General features: G+C 37.0%; 13 protein-coding genes. 3 read left to right on the forward strand and 10 right to left on the reverse strand.

All coding sequences use genetic code 11. The features are described from left to right. The first annotated feature begins 405 nt into the window (after positions 1 to 405). Entirely contained in the window at positions 406 to 1,041 is a 636-nt protein-coding gene (locus DRF61_RS00985; RefSeq protein ID WP_111953160.1) for an NAD(P)-dependent oxidoreductase, read from the forward strand. Positions 1,042 to 1,293: 252 nt separating this feature from the next. On the opposite strand, the gene uvrA is transcribed toward DRF61_RS00985, so the two are convergent. Beyond that, positions 1,294 to 4,086, reverse strand: coding sequence for an excinuclease ABC subunit UvrA (gene uvrA / locus DRF61_RS00990; protein WP_111953162.1), 2,793 nt, complete (start codon positions 4,084 to 4,086; stop codon positions 1,294 to 1,296). Positions 4,087 to 4,719: 633 nt separating this feature from the next. Here uvrA and DRF61_RS00995 point away from each other — a divergent pair. After that, positions 4,720 to 6,531: a TonB-dependent receptor plug domain-containing protein gene (locus DRF61_RS00995; RefSeq protein WP_111953593.1), complete on the forward strand. Its 1,812-nt coding sequence runs from the start codon at positions 4,720 to 4,722 to the stop codon at positions 6,529 to 6,531. A 71-nt stretch (positions 6,532 to 6,602) separates the two neighbouring features. Next, a complete protein-coding gene (locus tag DRF61_RS01000; RefSeq protein ID WP_111953595.1) occupies positions 6,603 to 7,319 on the forward strand; it encodes a DUF2490 domain-containing protein in 717 nt (238 codons plus the stop codon). Here DRF61_RS01000 and DRF61_RS01005 read toward each other — a convergent pair. From DRF61_RS01005 to DRF61_RS01045, 9 genes are all read right to left on the reverse strand, one after another. Beyond that, a complete protein-coding gene (locus DRF61_RS01005) occupies positions 7,316 to 7,762 on the reverse strand; it encodes a phosphohydrolase (RefSeq protein WP_111953164.1) in 447 nt (148 codons plus the stop codon). The two genes, DRF61_RS01000 and DRF61_RS01005, sit on opposite strands and share 4 nt — an antisense overlap. Positions 7,763 to 8,074: 312 nt before the next feature. Further along, on the reverse strand, positions 8,075 to 8,410 hold the full coding sequence (locus tag DRF61_RS01010) for a YegP family protein (RefSeq protein WP_111953166.1): 336 nt from the start codon (positions 8,408 to 8,410) through the stop codon (positions 8,075 to 8,077). Positions 8,411 to 8,444: 34 nt separating this feature from the next. Beyond that, positions 8,445 to 8,753 (reverse strand): hypothetical protein, encoded by a 309-nt coding sequence (locus tag DRF61_RS01015; protein ID WP_111953168.1) that lies wholly within the window; start codon positions 8,751 to 8,753, stop codon positions 8,445 to 8,447. Positions 8,754 to 8,918: 165 nt separating this feature from the next. Further along, the gene (locus tag DRF61_RS01020; protein ID WP_111953170.1) at positions 8,919 to 10,700 is read right to left on the reverse strand and encodes an acyl-CoA dehydrogenase family protein; all 1,782 of its coding nucleotides are present in this window, start codon (positions 10,698 to 10,700) and stop codon (positions 8,919 to 8,921) included. A 52-nt stretch (positions 10,701 to 10,752) separates the two neighbouring features. Continuing rightward, entirely contained in the window at positions 10,753 to 11,109 is a 357-nt protein-coding gene (locus DRF61_RS01025; RefSeq protein ID WP_111953172.1) for a four helix bundle protein, read from the reverse strand. A 36-nt stretch (positions 11,110 to 11,145) separates the two neighbouring features. Further along, the gene (locus DRF61_RS01030) at positions 11,146 to 12,324 is read right to left on the reverse strand and encodes a thiolase family protein (protein ID WP_111953174.1); all 1,179 of its coding nucleotides are present in this window, start codon (positions 12,322 to 12,324) and stop codon (positions 11,146 to 11,148) included. A gap of 47 nt (positions 12,325 to 12,371) precedes the next feature. Continuing rightward, entirely contained in the window at positions 12,372 to 12,725 is a 354-nt protein-coding gene (locus DRF61_RS01035) for a four helix bundle protein (RefSeq protein ID WP_111953176.1), read from the reverse strand. Positions 12,726 to 12,772: 47 nt separating this feature from the next. Beyond that, on the reverse strand, positions 12,773 to 15,166 hold the full coding sequence (locus tag DRF61_RS01040) for a 3-hydroxyacyl-CoA dehydrogenase/enoyl-CoA hydratase family protein (protein ID WP_111953178.1): 2,394 nt from the start codon (positions 15,164 to 15,166) through the stop codon (positions 12,773 to 12,775). 6 nt (positions 15,167 to 15,172) lie between these two features. Continuing rightward, entirely contained in the window at positions 15,173 to 15,625 is a 453-nt protein-coding gene (locus tag DRF61_RS01045; protein WP_034727924.1) for a MarR family winged helix-turn-helix transcriptional regulator, read from the reverse strand. Between the last annotated feature and the right edge of the window lie 147 nt (positions 15,626 to 15,772).

Genomic DNA, 15,772 nt, shown 5'->3' on the forward strand with positions numbered 1-15,772 from the left:
TTATTATCTGAATTGATCATTTTTTTTAATGTGCAGCTGCATAATAACAGAATAAACAGAAGAGCAGATAGAATTTTATAATTCATATTGTTTAATCAGATTAAAAAGGTAAAAAACCAGTGAATGAATAATATATGATTTTGTTTTCTAAGATAAAAAATTAGGGCTAAATAGCGTTTGATTCTAAAGTTTTATCTTTTTAAAATAATTAGTTATATTTGACTCATTAAAATCTCTTTATAAATATCATTATTCAAGTGCATTTCTAAGTACTTGAGATCCTAAGGTTCAAATTTTATGAACCCCGTTATTCTATTACTTAATACCCAAAAAGAAATCTGACGATAACTGATGAGGCATTCTCATTCATTATTGGATCATATTTCACCAACAAAAGAGATCATTATGAAAACAAATACAATAGCCGTAATAGGTGGCACAGGAAAAACAGGACATTACCTTGTCCAGGAGCTTCTGAAAAGAAAACATCCCATGAAACTGTTACTTCGGACTCCTGAAAATTTTACTATTGAAAACCCTTTAATTGAAATCGTACAGGGAGATGCAAGAGATTCTGAAGCTGTGAACCGTCTTATTAAAGATTGCAGTGCGGTAATCAGTAAAATAGGACAGCCTGCCGGAGAAGAATCGATATTCACGGATGCTACAAACAATATTATACAGTCGATGAATTCTCACGGAATTAAAAGATATATTACTATCACCGGTTTGAACGTTAACACGCCTTTTGATCATAAAAATGATAAAGTAAAAATGGCAACTGAGTGGATGTATCAGAATTATCCAAAGACAACAAAAGACAAACAGGATGAATATGAAATTCTTGTAAAGAGTAATCTGGATTGGACATTGGTGAGACTTCCGTTAATAATTCCTACTTCCGAGCACTTCAGAACAGAGACGAATCTGACGGATTGTCCAGGAGAGAAAATCAGTGCAGCAGATCTGTCTGAGTTTTTGGTGTCCCAGATCGATGATGAAGCTTATATTAAACAAAGCCCGTTTTTGTATAATCTTTGAAGGGTTTAAAGTTCAACGTTTAAGGTTTAAAGCTTTGGAGGTCTAATACAAAAAATCTATGATTTTTTTAAACTTAAGTGAACTTCTTATTCATAAAGCATTAAATCTTTAATCACTTAAGTGTCAAAAAGCTTTTGTGACTTTTGTGGTTTAAAAAAGCTTTTATGCGAAACTCAACTTACATTTAAACAAATTAAATAAACCTCAAGGGTTAAAAAAATAGAGAGCCATTTATTGGCTCTCTATTCATATTTAGCTTTCAAGTTTTTCCTTGATATATTTTGCGGTGTGCGATTTTTTATCTTTCGCCAGGTCTTCCGGGGTTCCGGCAAAAACAACTTCACCGCCATATTTTCCTGCCTCCGGGCCAATATCTATAATATAATCTGCAGATTTGATAATATCCGGCTGATGTTCAATAACAATTACCGAATGACCAAGATCAATCAATGCCTGTAGGGATTTCAGTAACTTCTGGATATCATGGAAATGAAGCCCTGTAGAAGGTTCGTCAAAGATAAACAGAGTTTTATCCGTCGTCACTCCCTTGACAAGGAATGATGCCAGTTTTACACGCTGTGCTTCACCACCGGAAAGGGTAGAAGAGCTCTGCCCCAGCTGCAGATAGCCTAATCCGACTTCCTGAAGCGGTCTCAGTTTTGTGACGATCTTTTCTTCGTTATTGTCTTTAAAAAATTCCAAAGCTTCATCCACTGTCATATGAAGAATATCGGAAATGCTTTTCTCATCGAACTTCACTTCCAGGATTTCGTTTTTAAAACGGGTACCTTTACATACTTCACATTCAAGCTCAATATCTGCCATGAACTGCATGGATACATTGATCACACCTTCTCCTTTACATTCGTCACATCTTCCGCCGTCTACGTTGAAAGAGAAATGCTTGGGCTTGTAACCCATCATTTTTGAAACTTTCTGTTTGGCAAAAAGATCTCTGATGTCATCATACGCTTTCAGGTAAGTAACAGGATTGGATCGTGAAGATTTTCCAATCGGATTCTGATCGATCAGCTCAATGTTTTTAATCAGTTTCTTTGGGAATTCTACAGAATCATAATCTCCTTTTTTGCCACCCATTCCAAGCTGGATCTGGATGTCGTTGGTTAAAATTTCCTTCATCAGCGTAGATTTTCCGCTTCCGGAAACTCCCGAGATTACCGTAAGGCTTTCCAAAGGAACATCTACATCTATATTTTTCAGATTATTTTGTCTTGCTCCTTTGATGTGGATCCATTCCTTGGCTTTTCTGCGCTTTTTAGGAACCTCAATTTCCATCCTTCCGGTTAAATATTTTGAAGTAAGCGTATCCGCATTTTTAAGATCATTATAATCTCCGGCAAATACCAGTTCACCACCAAGATAGCCTGCTTCAGGGCCAATATCAATAATATAGTCAGCAGCTTTCATAACGTCTTCATCGTGTTCAACAACAATTACGGTATTTCCCAGGTCCCGAAGATTTTTTAAAACTTCGATCAGGTTTTCGGTATCTCTTGAGTGAAGACCGATAGAAGGCTCATCCAGGATATAGATAGATCCTACAAGAGAACTTCCCAAACTTGTTGCAAGGTTAATTCTCTGACTTTCACCGCCTGAAAGGGTATTGGAGGTTCTATTTAACGTTAAATAACCTAAACCTACTTTTAATAAAAATTCGATACGGGTTTTGATTTCATACAATAACCTTTTGGCCACATCCTGATCATGCTCGGAAAGTTTCAGCCCATCTATTAAAGGATACAATTCATCAAGAGGAAGCTCAATCATAGACTGGATATTGTGCCCGTTTACCTTTACCCAGCTCGTTTCTTCTCTTAATCTCAGGCCTTCGCAGGTAGGACAGAGTGTTTTTCCTCTGTATCGGGAAAGCATAACTCGGTACTGGATCTTGTACAGATTTTCTTCAAGCATTTTGAAGAAATTATTAATAGAAGGGAAACTGCTTTTACCGTCTCCTTTCCACAGAAAACTTTTTTGCTCTTTGGTTAGCTGATGATAAGGTTTGTGGATAGGGAAGTCTCCGGCTTTTTTAATAAATGCTTTTTTCCATTCACTCATGCTTTCACCTCTCCAGGCGACGACTGCATCCTCATAAACGGATAGTGTTTTATTAGGAATAACAAGATCTTCATCTATTCCGATCACTTTTCCGTAACCTTCACATGCCGGACATGCTCCGTAAGGGTTGTTGAAGCTGAAAAAATGAACATTTGGTTCAAGGAACTCCATACCATCCAGCTCAAATTTATTGGAAAACTCTTTTACCTTTCCGGTATCCGGGTTTTTTAGTGAACAATAGCCATGACCTTCGTAAAATGCCATTTGGATAGAATCTGCCAGCCTTTGAAGGAAGCTTTCGTCTTCTTCATAAGAAAAACGGTCGATCACAAGATTAATGGTCATCCCTTTTTCAGGAGTAAAGCCGAAGCTTTCCAGGTCTTCAATACCTGCTACATTACCATTGATCTCAAGTCTTGTGAAACCTGCTAGCTTTAAAACATTCAGTGCTTCCTTAAAATTATCTGCGTCATATTCCAAGGGAGCTGTCAGCAAAAACGAAGTGTCTTTTTTTGAAGCCTTGATAAAATCGATTACATCAGAAACGGAATCTTTCTTTACTTCTTCGCCTGAAACCGGAGAAAAAGTTTTCCCGATTCTTGCAAAAAGAAGTTTCATATAATCATAGATCTCCGTAGAAGTTCCCACCGTAGAACGGGGATTGGAAGAAATCACTTTCTGTTGAATGGCAATGGAAGGGGCAAGCCCTTTAATATCATCCACTTTGGGCTTTTCCAGTTTACCCAAAAACTGACGTGCATAGGAACTTAAACTTTCCACATATCTTCTCTGTCCTTCTGCATAAATGGTATCGAATGCCAGGGAAGATTTTCCGCTTCCAGAAACCCCCGTGATTACGATTAATTTATTTTTTGGGATCAGAACGTCTATATGTTTCAGATTATTAAGATGGGCATTCTTAACGAAGATCTGTTTTTTTATATCTATTTCTACTGTTTTAGTCATGTTCATAAAATATATACTGACTGAGAATCATCTGTGCCAGTGTGACTGTTTCTTGTGTAAATTCTGCTGCCTGATAAATTGTTCTGTATCCGTCCAAGATTGAGCATTGATTAAAAGTGCCTGTAAAAGTATGGAAAGATGATTATTTTCATCGCAAAATTAAGACTCACAAAATTACAAAATTTTAGTGAAAATAAGACGTTTAAATATTTGCTTCCAGATAATTATATTCAATTATTAACAAGCCAAAAAAAATAAAATATTTCCATTTTCAGTCAGAAAAAAAAATGATAGATAAGCTGTTAATATCCATAAGATTATGTTAACTATTTTATAATTATAAAATTGAAAAATAATTTATGATTTTCAATATGTTTTTGCATTTTGCTCTTGTTTTGTATTTTAAAATTAGTTAAAATTGTATTCATAAATATGTAATATAGAAATGAGAAAATTATTCAGAGATCTTGTTACACATTTAATGAGAAAAAGATGAAGTTATTCCCCCTCAAAAGATGCAGTATATCCTACTGCATCTTTTTTTATGATAACTATCATTTGTCTTTCTTGGGGAACTCCCTTACTTTTGGGTCCGTTATTAAAGAACTGATTCAAAACAAAACGGGAACTATTATGATCAAGAAGATTGGAAGTATATTTTTATTAGGATCAATGCTCTGTGCTCATGCACAGGAAAAGACCACAGATATTGAAAGCATTGAATTTCAGGGAAAATTTATTTCTACACCTTATAAAAATGCCAATCAGAATATTACAGTTATTACGAAAGAAGATATTGCCAATTCTCCTGCAAAAAGTATTGACGAGGTTCTTCAACAGGTTCCGGGAATGGATATCAGAAGAAGAGGAGCCAATGGTGTACAGAGTGACATAGGTTTCAGGGGAAGTTCTTTTGAGCAGGTATTGCTGTTGCTGAATGGCATCAGAATGAATGATTCCCAGACCGGACACAATTCTATGAATGTACCGGTAGATATGGATGATGTGGAAAGAATTGAGATCATCAAAGGTCCGGCTGCCAGAAGATTCGGACAGAATGCCTATGCCGGCGTTATCAATATCATTACGAAAACAACTCCCGGAAAACGGGTGAAAATAAGTGCTGAAGGCGGAGATTACGAAACTTACGGCTTCGGCTTCAACGCACAGCTGGGAAATGAAAAATTTTCTAACTCTCTTCAGGCTAATTCTGCCTCATCACAGGGATATATGTACAATACGGATTACGAAATCCGAAATGTTTTCTATCAAAGCAAGCTCAATATTAAAAACGGTGATCTGAAGCTGCAAGCGGGCTTTTCTGAAAAGAAATTCGGGGCTAACGGTTTTTATGCTTCTAAAAGTGCTACCGAGCAATATGAGGAAACGCAGGCTTCTATAGTAAGTTTAGCCCATCAGCAGACGTTTGGTCATTTGAAACTAAGCTCGAATGTATACTGGAGAAGAGGGCAGGATATGTACTTGTATGACAGGAATAAGCCGGATGGTTACAGAAATATGCATATCGGGAATAATGTAGGCGGGGAAATAAACTCCAGCTACCAGTGGGGATTGGGAACTACGGGCGTCGGTGTTGAACTGAGAAAGGAGTTTCTTGCGAGTAATAATCTAGGCGAGAGAAACCGTTTTGTTTCGCAGGTTTTCTTTGAGCATCATTTTTCATTACTGGATAAAAAGCTGAACATCAGCCCGGGAATTTCATGGGCGAATTATTCCAAAGAGGGGAACTTTTTCTATCCTGGATTAGATGTTGGCTATAATTTCAATCAGAACAATAAAATCTATGGAAATATCGCAAAGGTTCACCGTGTTCCGACATTTACCGATCTTTATTATGTAAGCAAAACGGAACAGGGAAATCCTGATCTGCTTCCGGAAAATGCGGTTTCATCTGAAATTGGTTACCAGTACCAGAACAGTAGAATTTTGGCAAAAGTGAGCGGATTTATGAGAAATTCCAACAATTCTATAGATTGGGTTAAAAAAAGCATGACCGATCCGGTATGGTACGCTCAGAATGTAGGAAAAATAGATACAAAAGGAATTGAGGTAGAATTGAGCCACAGGGTTTTTGACTGGCTGAAGTATACAGCAGGATATACTTATCTGGATAGCAAAATGAAGGAGTCTAATGAGTTTGTATCCAGGTATATTCTTGATAATCTGAAGCATCAGGTTGTTGCGAAGCTTGAAACGAGATTCTTTCAATATTTTACGAATGAGCTGGTTTACAGGTATAATGAAAGAATGAATCTTGGAACTTATAACCTTCTTGATGAAAAGCTGAGCTTTGCGAAAAAAGATTTTTCCGTATATGTGCTGATCAATAATTTGACCAATACAAAATATACGGAAGCCTTCGGAGTAGAAATGCCTCAGAGATGGTTCCACTTAGGCTTCTCCTATACGATCAATATTAAGTAAATGTTAATTTGAAATGAATGAAAGTTAATATTAACAAATTGTTAAATAATTTATTTTTGCAAAAATTTTTTATGAAACTTTTTTTAAGTCTGAGTTTACTTTTGAGTATGACCTTTTTCAAAGCACAGGACCACGTTTCCAGCTTCAATGCAGTGACTCTCACCTACAAGTTTCATCCCAAATTTTTTCTTTATGCCGAAGGTCAGCTGAGAGGAAATGAAGATTACACCTACCCGGATTATTACGAGATCAAAGGAGGAGTGGGATACAATCTTACCAAAAATCACAAACCTTTTGTTGGCCTTGGAAGATACGTGAATTATAAAGAACACAGCCTGAGCAGAGAAGAGTTCAGGGTATGGCTACAGGACGTGATTGACCTCAAAAAAGGGATCGTCAAGTTTGAAAACCGTTTTCGTGCAGAAAAAAGCTGGTTCTATGAGCCGGCAACAGATAAAGCTTCCCAAAGAATGCGTTACAGATACCGTCTGAACATAAGTGTTCCCCTGAATGCAAAAACCGTTAAAAAAGGAACTGTTTTCGCGAATGCTTATGACGAGATCTTCCTGGTAAGTCCAATGAAGCCTACTTTCGCGAGAAACAGGGTATATGGTGGTTTTGGCTATCAGATTGATGATTATTTCGGAATCCTGACGGGTTATCTGTGGCAGCGCGAATTCGAAGCAAAAGGCAATAAAAACCTTCACTTTATCTATCTGGCCTTAAACATTAATATCGACGGTACGAACCATCCTACAAAAACCTATGATTTCCCGGGAGCAGATTAATATTTCTCTATCAGATAACGATACGCTTTCAGGTATTTGTTGAACCTTTTGATATCTTTAGGGCTAAGCTCTCTGTTTACTCTTCGGAGATCCATATTATCGCGGAGATCATTAAGCTTTACAGCGACAGCCAGAGGTGATCTTTCTGTTCTTTTAACGAATTCATCGTAATCTTCTTCGGGATCAAATTTGGTAAGGCAGCTTATAGCAAAAATAATGTATTCCGGAAAACCTTCGGTTCTTAGATAATCGAGGCTGAATTCTTCCGGATGATCTTCTACCACATCGTGCAATACCCCTACAATTTTTTCGTCTATGGTCTTACCATACTCCATGACACGCATCACATGAGCGATGTAGGGAGCGTGGTACTTGTCGGTTTGACCTTTATGTGCTTTATCAGCTATCTTTATGGCTCTGTTGAGCATTTCTTCTTTTGTCATTTCTAATAGAAAATAGAATACAAAAATAAAAAATGCCTTAAAAAATAAGACATTTTTATTGAGAATATTTTAAGGAATATCAAATAAGCTGATTTAGGGATAAAAAGTTAAAATTAAAAGGCTAGAAGATGGAAGTTAGAGGATGGAAGTTACTATTGGCCGGTATTAACAATTTCTTTTAAATTTATTGAAGTAGTTTTATAAAGATTACTAAAAATAGCCTGTATTTCTATCTTTGGACTTCAATAACTTCCCTCTTCCAGCTTCTGACTTCCTTACATCATGATAAAACTGTCTTATCCCGGACTCAGTTTAAAGCAGGGTTTCATCCTCTATTGAAGCACCTGGCGCGTTGTTTTTTACAGATTCTATACCGTTTTCCATTCCATTTTCAGATTCATACATCTGGCTGGTTCCTATGATTTGCCCATTTCCTGCTTTTAAATTGAAATAGCAGCGGCCATCTTTAGCCGTATTTCTTTCGAATTTTGAATCGTCCTGCGAATTGGTACGTACAGATTCTATTCCGTTTTCACAAGATGACTTTGAGCCGTATCCCTGGCTTGTTAAAATTACTTGTCCGTTACCGGCTTTCAGATTGAATTTGAAGTCACTGTCTGTTCTCTTCGAGATAATAAATTTTCCCATAGTAATTGGTTTTGTGGTTTGTTTATTTTTTTAATTATTTGGAAGGCTGAGCCTTTTTTGTGTCTGCAATTTTTTCAGGAATGTCAGGGTTCAGTATTTTGTATTTTGAATAATCCTTTTTGGGTTCCTTTAAAGCCATATATGCTGCTGTATCTTTTGGGGTTACAGTAAGCATTTTATACTGTTCCTTCCGATCCGTACTCATTTTTTCCTGAATTTCTTTAGGATCATTAAGCTTGAGAATCTTGGTGGTATCTGTTTTCAGCAGGATCAGCTTTCTTTCTTTTTTCTGAGCAGTTAGTATAATAGAAATAAGAAGGAAAGGAAATAATAAAATCTTCATGTTTTTAATTTAAAATAAAAATATAAAAAATATTGGAATTTAAGTTCACAAGCACCATAGATTTTACTTATTGGTTTACAATCCTGTCTGTTATGTCTTAATATAAGCTAAAAAAAGCGCCTCAAAAAAATGAGACGCTTCAATCAAAATTTATGTTATAAAAGACTAATAAGCTCCTTTACCGATATAGTGTGCGGCAACTTTTTCAGTTAAAGCCACTACATTCGGATGATTGGTATATTTCGTGAACCTTCTCAGACCTGAAAGCATCATTCTCTGTTCATCACCTTCCGCGAAAGAAACAATTCCTTCTTTAGCCGCTGCGATGATCTTTTCAACAGCTTTGTAAAGGTTAAGCTGTGCCATTGCTGCTTCTACAGAATCAGCAGAGAAATGTTTCTCAGCTCTTAAAATAGCAGATTCTGCCATATAAAGTTGATTAAGGATTTCAGAAGCATTCAGTAATAAATGCTGTTGTTTTTCAATATCCATCATGTATTTCTGAAGAGCAGCTCCGGAAACCATAAGAAATACTTTCTTAAGGTTAGCGATAATCGCTTTTTCTTCAGCCATGAATGCTGAGTAATCTGGAACATCAAATGAAGGAATCCCCATCAGTTCTTTGCTGATCGCCATTGCAGGAGAAAGCAGATCCAATTCTCCTTTCATTGCTTTTTTAATCAACATTCCAACTGCTAAAAGACGGTTGATCTCGTTGGTACCCTCATAGATTCTTGCAATTCTTGAATCTCTCCAGGCCGCTTCCATCGGCATATCTTCAGAGAATCCCATTCCTCCGTACACCTGGATTCCTTCATCGGCAGTATGTTGTGTTAAATCTGAAACGAAAACTTTCAGGATAGAAGCTTCCACAGCAAATTCCTCAACACCTTTTAATTCAGCCTGCTGATGGTTCATTCCACCGGCAACCAATTCGTTGATCTTATCTTCAACATCTTTTGCCGCTCTGTAAGAACCAGCTTCAGCAACGAAAATTCCAGTTGCCATTTCTGCCAGTTTCTTTCTGATTGCTCCGAAAGTGGAGATAGAAACTCCAAACTGTTTTCTTTCGTTAGAATATTGAAGAGAGTGGTTTAAGATTCTTCTCTGTCCGTCAAGGTTGGCAGCTGCCAGCTTAATTCTTCCGACATTCAAAGCATTCAGAGCGATTTTGAAACCGTTGTTTCTTTCACCTAAAAGATTTTCAACAGGAACTTTCATGTCATTAAAGAAAACCTGTCTTGTAGAAGACGAGCGAATTCCCAGTTTATGCTCTTCTTCACCGAAAGAAAGCCCTTCAGTTCCTTCTTTTTCTACGATGAAACCGGTGATGTTTTTGTCATCATCAATTTTAGCAAAGACAATAAAGATTTCTGCAAAACCTGCATTGGAAATCCACATTTTTTGCCCGTTGATGATATAATGTTTCCCGTCTTCGGAAAGTTTTGCTCTTGTTTTTCCTGAATTGGCATCAGAACCAGCATCAGGCTCAGTCAGACAGTATGCTCCGAATTTTGTACCTGTTGCCAGATCCGGAAGGTATTTTTTCTTTTGCTCTTCTGTACCATACAATAGGATAGGAAGGGTTCCGATGCCCGTGTGAGCTCCATAAGCTGTAGCTAATGAACCATTTGCTCCTGAGCAGTAATCACATGCCAGCATGGTATTCACGAATCCCATTCCAAGACCACCGTATTCCTCAGGAACAGCAACTCCTAGAAGTCCCATTTCGCCCAACTGACGCATTTTTTCCTCAGTTAAAGCATAATCTTTTTTCTCAAATCTTTCTTTTTGAGGAATTACTTCTCTGTCGATAAATTCTTTCGCAGAATCACGAAGCATTTTTTGTTCCTCTGAAAGTTCTTCAAGAGTGAAAATATCATTTGCAGGAATTTCCTTTATAAGGAATTCACCTCCCTTCAGTGTTTTATTAAGTGTATTACTCATTATTTTATGATTTTAAATTTTAGATTATAAATTTTAAATTATTGATTCTCTGTTATAAATTTTCGGATGAAGTTTTGATGATTTTGGTCAAAATATTAATAATACTTTCAATTTCTTTCAAATAAGAGTCTATTTCAATTTGAACTAAATTTGAAGATTGATAAAGTCTTAGCCAATACTTTGTTTCTCGTGCTTCTTTGTTGGCTATAGAAAGTTTTGAGATAAAATCTTTTTTAGATTGTGCAGCAATTGCTTCTTCCACATTTGCGCCAATTGAAGTTCCACAGCGAAGAATTTGTTTAGATAAAATGAATTCATTCTGAGATTTACATTGAGTATAAAATTTAATTATTCTTAAAGCAAAGTCAAAAGTTTTTATCTGAATCAAATTGTCTTCTTTGAAACTCATTTCATCTAAAATTTATAATTTAAAATCTATAATTAATTAAAGAAGTTCGAAAATACTTGCTGCTCCCTGTCCTGTACCCACGCACATAGAAACCATTCCGTACTTGTTGCCGCGTCTTCTCATTTCATCAAGAAGCTGAACGGTCAGTTTTGTTCCGGTACACCCAAGGGGGTGGCCAAGAGCGATAGCACCTCCGTTGACATTTAGGATATCAGGATTTAGGCCTAATTCCTTTTTGATCGCTACAGACTGTGATGCAAATGCTTCGTTCAATTCAATTAATTCAATATCTTTTAATTCAAGACCGGCTTGTTTTAAAGCTTTTGGAATCGCATAAATCGGTCCCATACCCATGATTCTAGGCTCAAGACCTGCTGCAGCATAAGCCATTAATCTTGCTTCCGGCTCAAGACCTAATTCTTTTACCATTTCTTCGCTCATAACCATTACGAAAGCAGCTCCGTCACTCATCTGGGATGAATTTCCGGCTGTTACACTTCCTCCGTTCGCGAATACGGGTCTCAGTTTAGCAAGACCTTCCAGAGAAGTATCTTTTCTTGGTCCTTCGTCTACAGAGAAATCAAACTTTTTAGACTGCATTTTCTGGTTTTCATCCAGGAAATTATATTCTACAGGAATTGAAACGATCTGATTGGCAAATTTTCCTTCTGCATTAGCTTTCAAAGCTTTCATATGGGATTCAAATGCGAACTGATCCTGTTCTTCTCTTGTAATATTATATTGCTTGGCTACTTCTTCAGCAGTATAGCCCATTCCCCAGTAATAATCAGGGTTCGTTTTGGCAATATCCGTTTCCGGAACCGGCTTGTAACCTCCCATCGGGATATAGGACATAGATTCTGTACCTCCTGCGATGATACAGTCTGCCATTCCTGCCTGGATCTTTGCCGAAGCAATAGCGATAGCTTCACTTCCTGATGCACAGTATCTGTTAACAGTAACTCCCGGAACCTTATCGGTATTTAATCCCATTAAAGAAATTAAACGGGCAACGTTTAAACCCTGTTCTGCTTCAGGCATTGCGTTTCCTACGATAAGGTCGTCAATTCTGTTTTTATCTAATTGTGGTAGCTCAGCCATTAATTTTTCAATAACTGTAGCGGCCATCACGTCGGGTCTTGTAAATCTTAAACTTCCTTTTGGAGCTTTTCCTACGGCAGTTCTGAAACCCTTTACTATATATGCTTGTTTCATAAATTGTATAATGTATTAATGTATAATGTACAATGTATTTTAAAGTGTTAACTTGAATAAACTTGTTTCAGTTTAATAATCATATTTTGTATATACTGTATTTCAGGAAGTGTTTTTTGAAATCTGTCTTCCGGAAGAAACTCACATTCTTTTGCAATTATAATTTGAGTTTCAAATTCAAATGAAGAACCCAATGCAATATTCAGAAAATGTGAAAATTGAGGCTTGGTATCTCTTCCCGCGCCTTCCGCTATGTTAGAAGGAATGGAATATAAACATCTTCTTGATTGGGAAGTAAGTCCAAATAATTCATCTTTTGGAAATTCCTTTGAAAAGAAATAATACGTTTTACAAAGTTGAATTGATTTTTTCCAAACTTCAAGCTGTCTGAAATCATGCATGTTAAAAATACTTTTTACGTTAATACTTTTTACATTTTACAGAAAAATTAGTTTCTCAACGGTTTTCCATTCTGCAGCATGTACTGAATTCTCTCTAGCGTCTTTCTCTCCCCACAAAGCTGAAGGAATGTTTCTCTTTCAAGATTTAATAGATATTGTTCAGTTACGACAGTTGGTTCGGAAAGATTTCCTCCTACCATAACGTTCGCCAGTTTGTCTGCAATTTTTTTGTCGTGCTCAGAGATGAACTTTCCGGTAAGCATCTGATCTGTTCCTACGTAGAACATTCCTAAGGCATCTTTCCCAAGAACTTTTACTTTCTGTTCAATAGGCTGTGTATAACCTTGCTCTGCCAATAGTTTTGCAACCTTTTTAGCTTCGGCGATCTGTCTGTTTTTGCTTACGGATACAATATCTTTTCCTTTTTCAAGAATTCCCATATCATAGGCTTCATAAGCGGAAGTGGCTACTTTACCCATTGCGATATTCATGAATGCTTCACGAAGTCTGTTATTTTTAACGTCATCGCTGTGGAATTCTCTGGAAGTTCTCAAGGTAAGTTCTTTAGTACCACCACCACCAGGAATTACTCCAACTCCGGTTTCTACCAATCCGATATAAGTTTCTGCTGCCGCAACCACTCTGTCTGCATGCATAGTCATTTCGCAACCACCACCAAGCGTCATTCCGTGAGGGGCAACCACTACAGGAATAGAGGAGTAGCGTACTCTCATCATCGATTTCTGGAAATAGGCGATAGCCATATTCAGATCATCCCAGTCTTGTTCGATAGCCATCATCAGGATCATAGCAAGGTTGGCTCCTACAGAAAAGTTTGTTCCCTGGTTTCCAACAACCAATCCATCGTATTCTTTTTCTGCTAAATCAATGGCTCTGTTTAGTCCGTCAAGAACTTCGCCTCCAAGAGAGTTCATTTTTGAGCGGATCTCAAAGTTGATGATACCATCACCAAGATATTCGATAGCAGCTCCTGAGTTGCTCCAAAGTGTTTTGTTCTTTCTGATATTGTCTAAGATAATAAAGGCATCCTGCCCAGGAATTTTGTTGTATTCTCCTGAGTTTTTATCCACGAAGATGCTTTGACCTTCATCATTAACTTTATAGAAAGTTTCTACATTTTTAACCCAATCGGAAACTTCATAGCCTGCGTCTTTTGCTAATTCTATACCTTTCTGAACACCTACGGCATCCCAGATTTCAAACGGGCCGTTTTCCCAGCCGAAACCAGCTCTCATGGCATCATCAATCTTATAGATTTCATCAGAGATTTCCGGAACTTTATGAGAAACGTAAGCGAACAGGGCACCTAAAGATTTTCTGTATAATTCGCCGGCCTTATCTTTTCCACCAATTAAAACTTTGAATCTGTCAATTGGCTTGTCTATATTTTTAGTTAATTCTAAAGTAGGGAAAGAAGATTTTCCCTGAAGCTCGTATTCTAATGTATCAAGGTTTAATCCGTGGATCTCAGATTTTCCTTCTGCATTTTTCACTTTTTTGTAGAATCCCTGTTCCGTTTTAGAACCCAGCCATTTATTATCCATCATTTTCTGGATATAATTAGGAAGGGCAAAAACATCATTGAAATTATTGGCTTCAGCACCGCTCTGACGAACGCCGTTAGCTACCATTACCAAGGTGTCAAGGCCTACCACATCAGCTGTTCTGAATGTTGCAGATTTTGGACGTCCGATGACAGGACCTGTTAATTTATCAACTTCAGAAACCGTCAATCCTAATTTCTGCACGTTGTGAAGAAGATCCATCATCGAGAAAACTCCGATCCTGTTGGCGATAAAAGCTGGAGTATCTTTAGCTAAAACGGTAGTTTTTCCTAAGAATTTAGCTCCATAAGTCATGTAGAAATCTACAATTTCCGGATCTGTATCATTTGTTGGTATAATCTCTAAAAGAGGAAGGTACCTTACCGGGTTGAAGAAGTGTGTTCCCGCAAAATATTTTTTGAAATCATCGCTTCTTCCTTCCGTTAAGAAATGGATAGGAATTCCCGATGTATTAGAAGAAATTAATGTTCCCGGCTTTCTGAACTGTTCAATTTTTTCATAAACAGATTTCTTAATGTCAAGCTTTTCAACGACTACCTCAATGATCCAGTCTGTATTCTTGATGTTTTTAAGATCATCATCGAAGTTACCTACTTTAATTCTATCTGCAAATTTCGGAGAATAGAGAAGGGCAGGACTTGCTTTTTTCAGTTTTTCAAAGTTTTCAGAAGCAATTCTGTTTCTTACCACCTTGTCATCTTTGGTCAAACCTTTTTTTTGTTCAGCTTCCGTCAGTTCAAAAGGAACGATATCCAAAAGAGACACCTCCACACCAATGTTGGCGAAATGTGCCGCAATACCGCTGCCCATAATTCCTGAACCAAGAACCGTTACATGTTTGATTCTTCTTTTCATTATAATTTATTTTCTGTTATTTAATAATTCGTTTGCAATTTTCATGATTTCGGACATCACTTCCTTGAAGGTTTCAATTTTCTCAGGAGCAATTTTTTCCATCACTTTTTTGTTAAAATTGACGACCACTTCTTTGGACATATTCCTTGAATTCAGACCTTTATCCGTAAGTTTAATGATCACCTCCCTTTTATCGGCAGTCGTCTTTTCCTTATAGATATATCCGTTGTCTTCCAGAAGTTTAATGATTCTGGTCAAAGAGGTGGGTTCAATAGCCATTTTAGGACCTAAATTGGTACTTCTGGTGCCTTCCTTGGGGTCAATTTTAAGAAGAGTGAGGGCCTGTACAGCAGTAGAATCATGCTCTTGGGCAAGTTCTGTGTACATTTTTGAAACAGCCAACCAGGTCTGCTTTAAAACTAAATCTACGTTTTCTATTTTTTCTTTATTATTATCCATCATTCTATCCACTAATGGTGTTACCCAAATTTAGTAAATATTATGCATGCATAGTATTTATTAACGTTAAATTTTGTTAATTAACTGATAGTAAATGGATTAAATTGTATGATTAGCATAATACTATGCATGCATAGTATATGAAAT

It is taken from the genome of Chryseobacterium lathyri (genome assembly GCF_003290185.1).
Classification (GTDB): domain Bacteria; phylum Bacteroidota; class Bacteroidia; order Flavobacteriales; family Weeksellaceae; genus Chryseobacterium; species Chryseobacterium lathyri.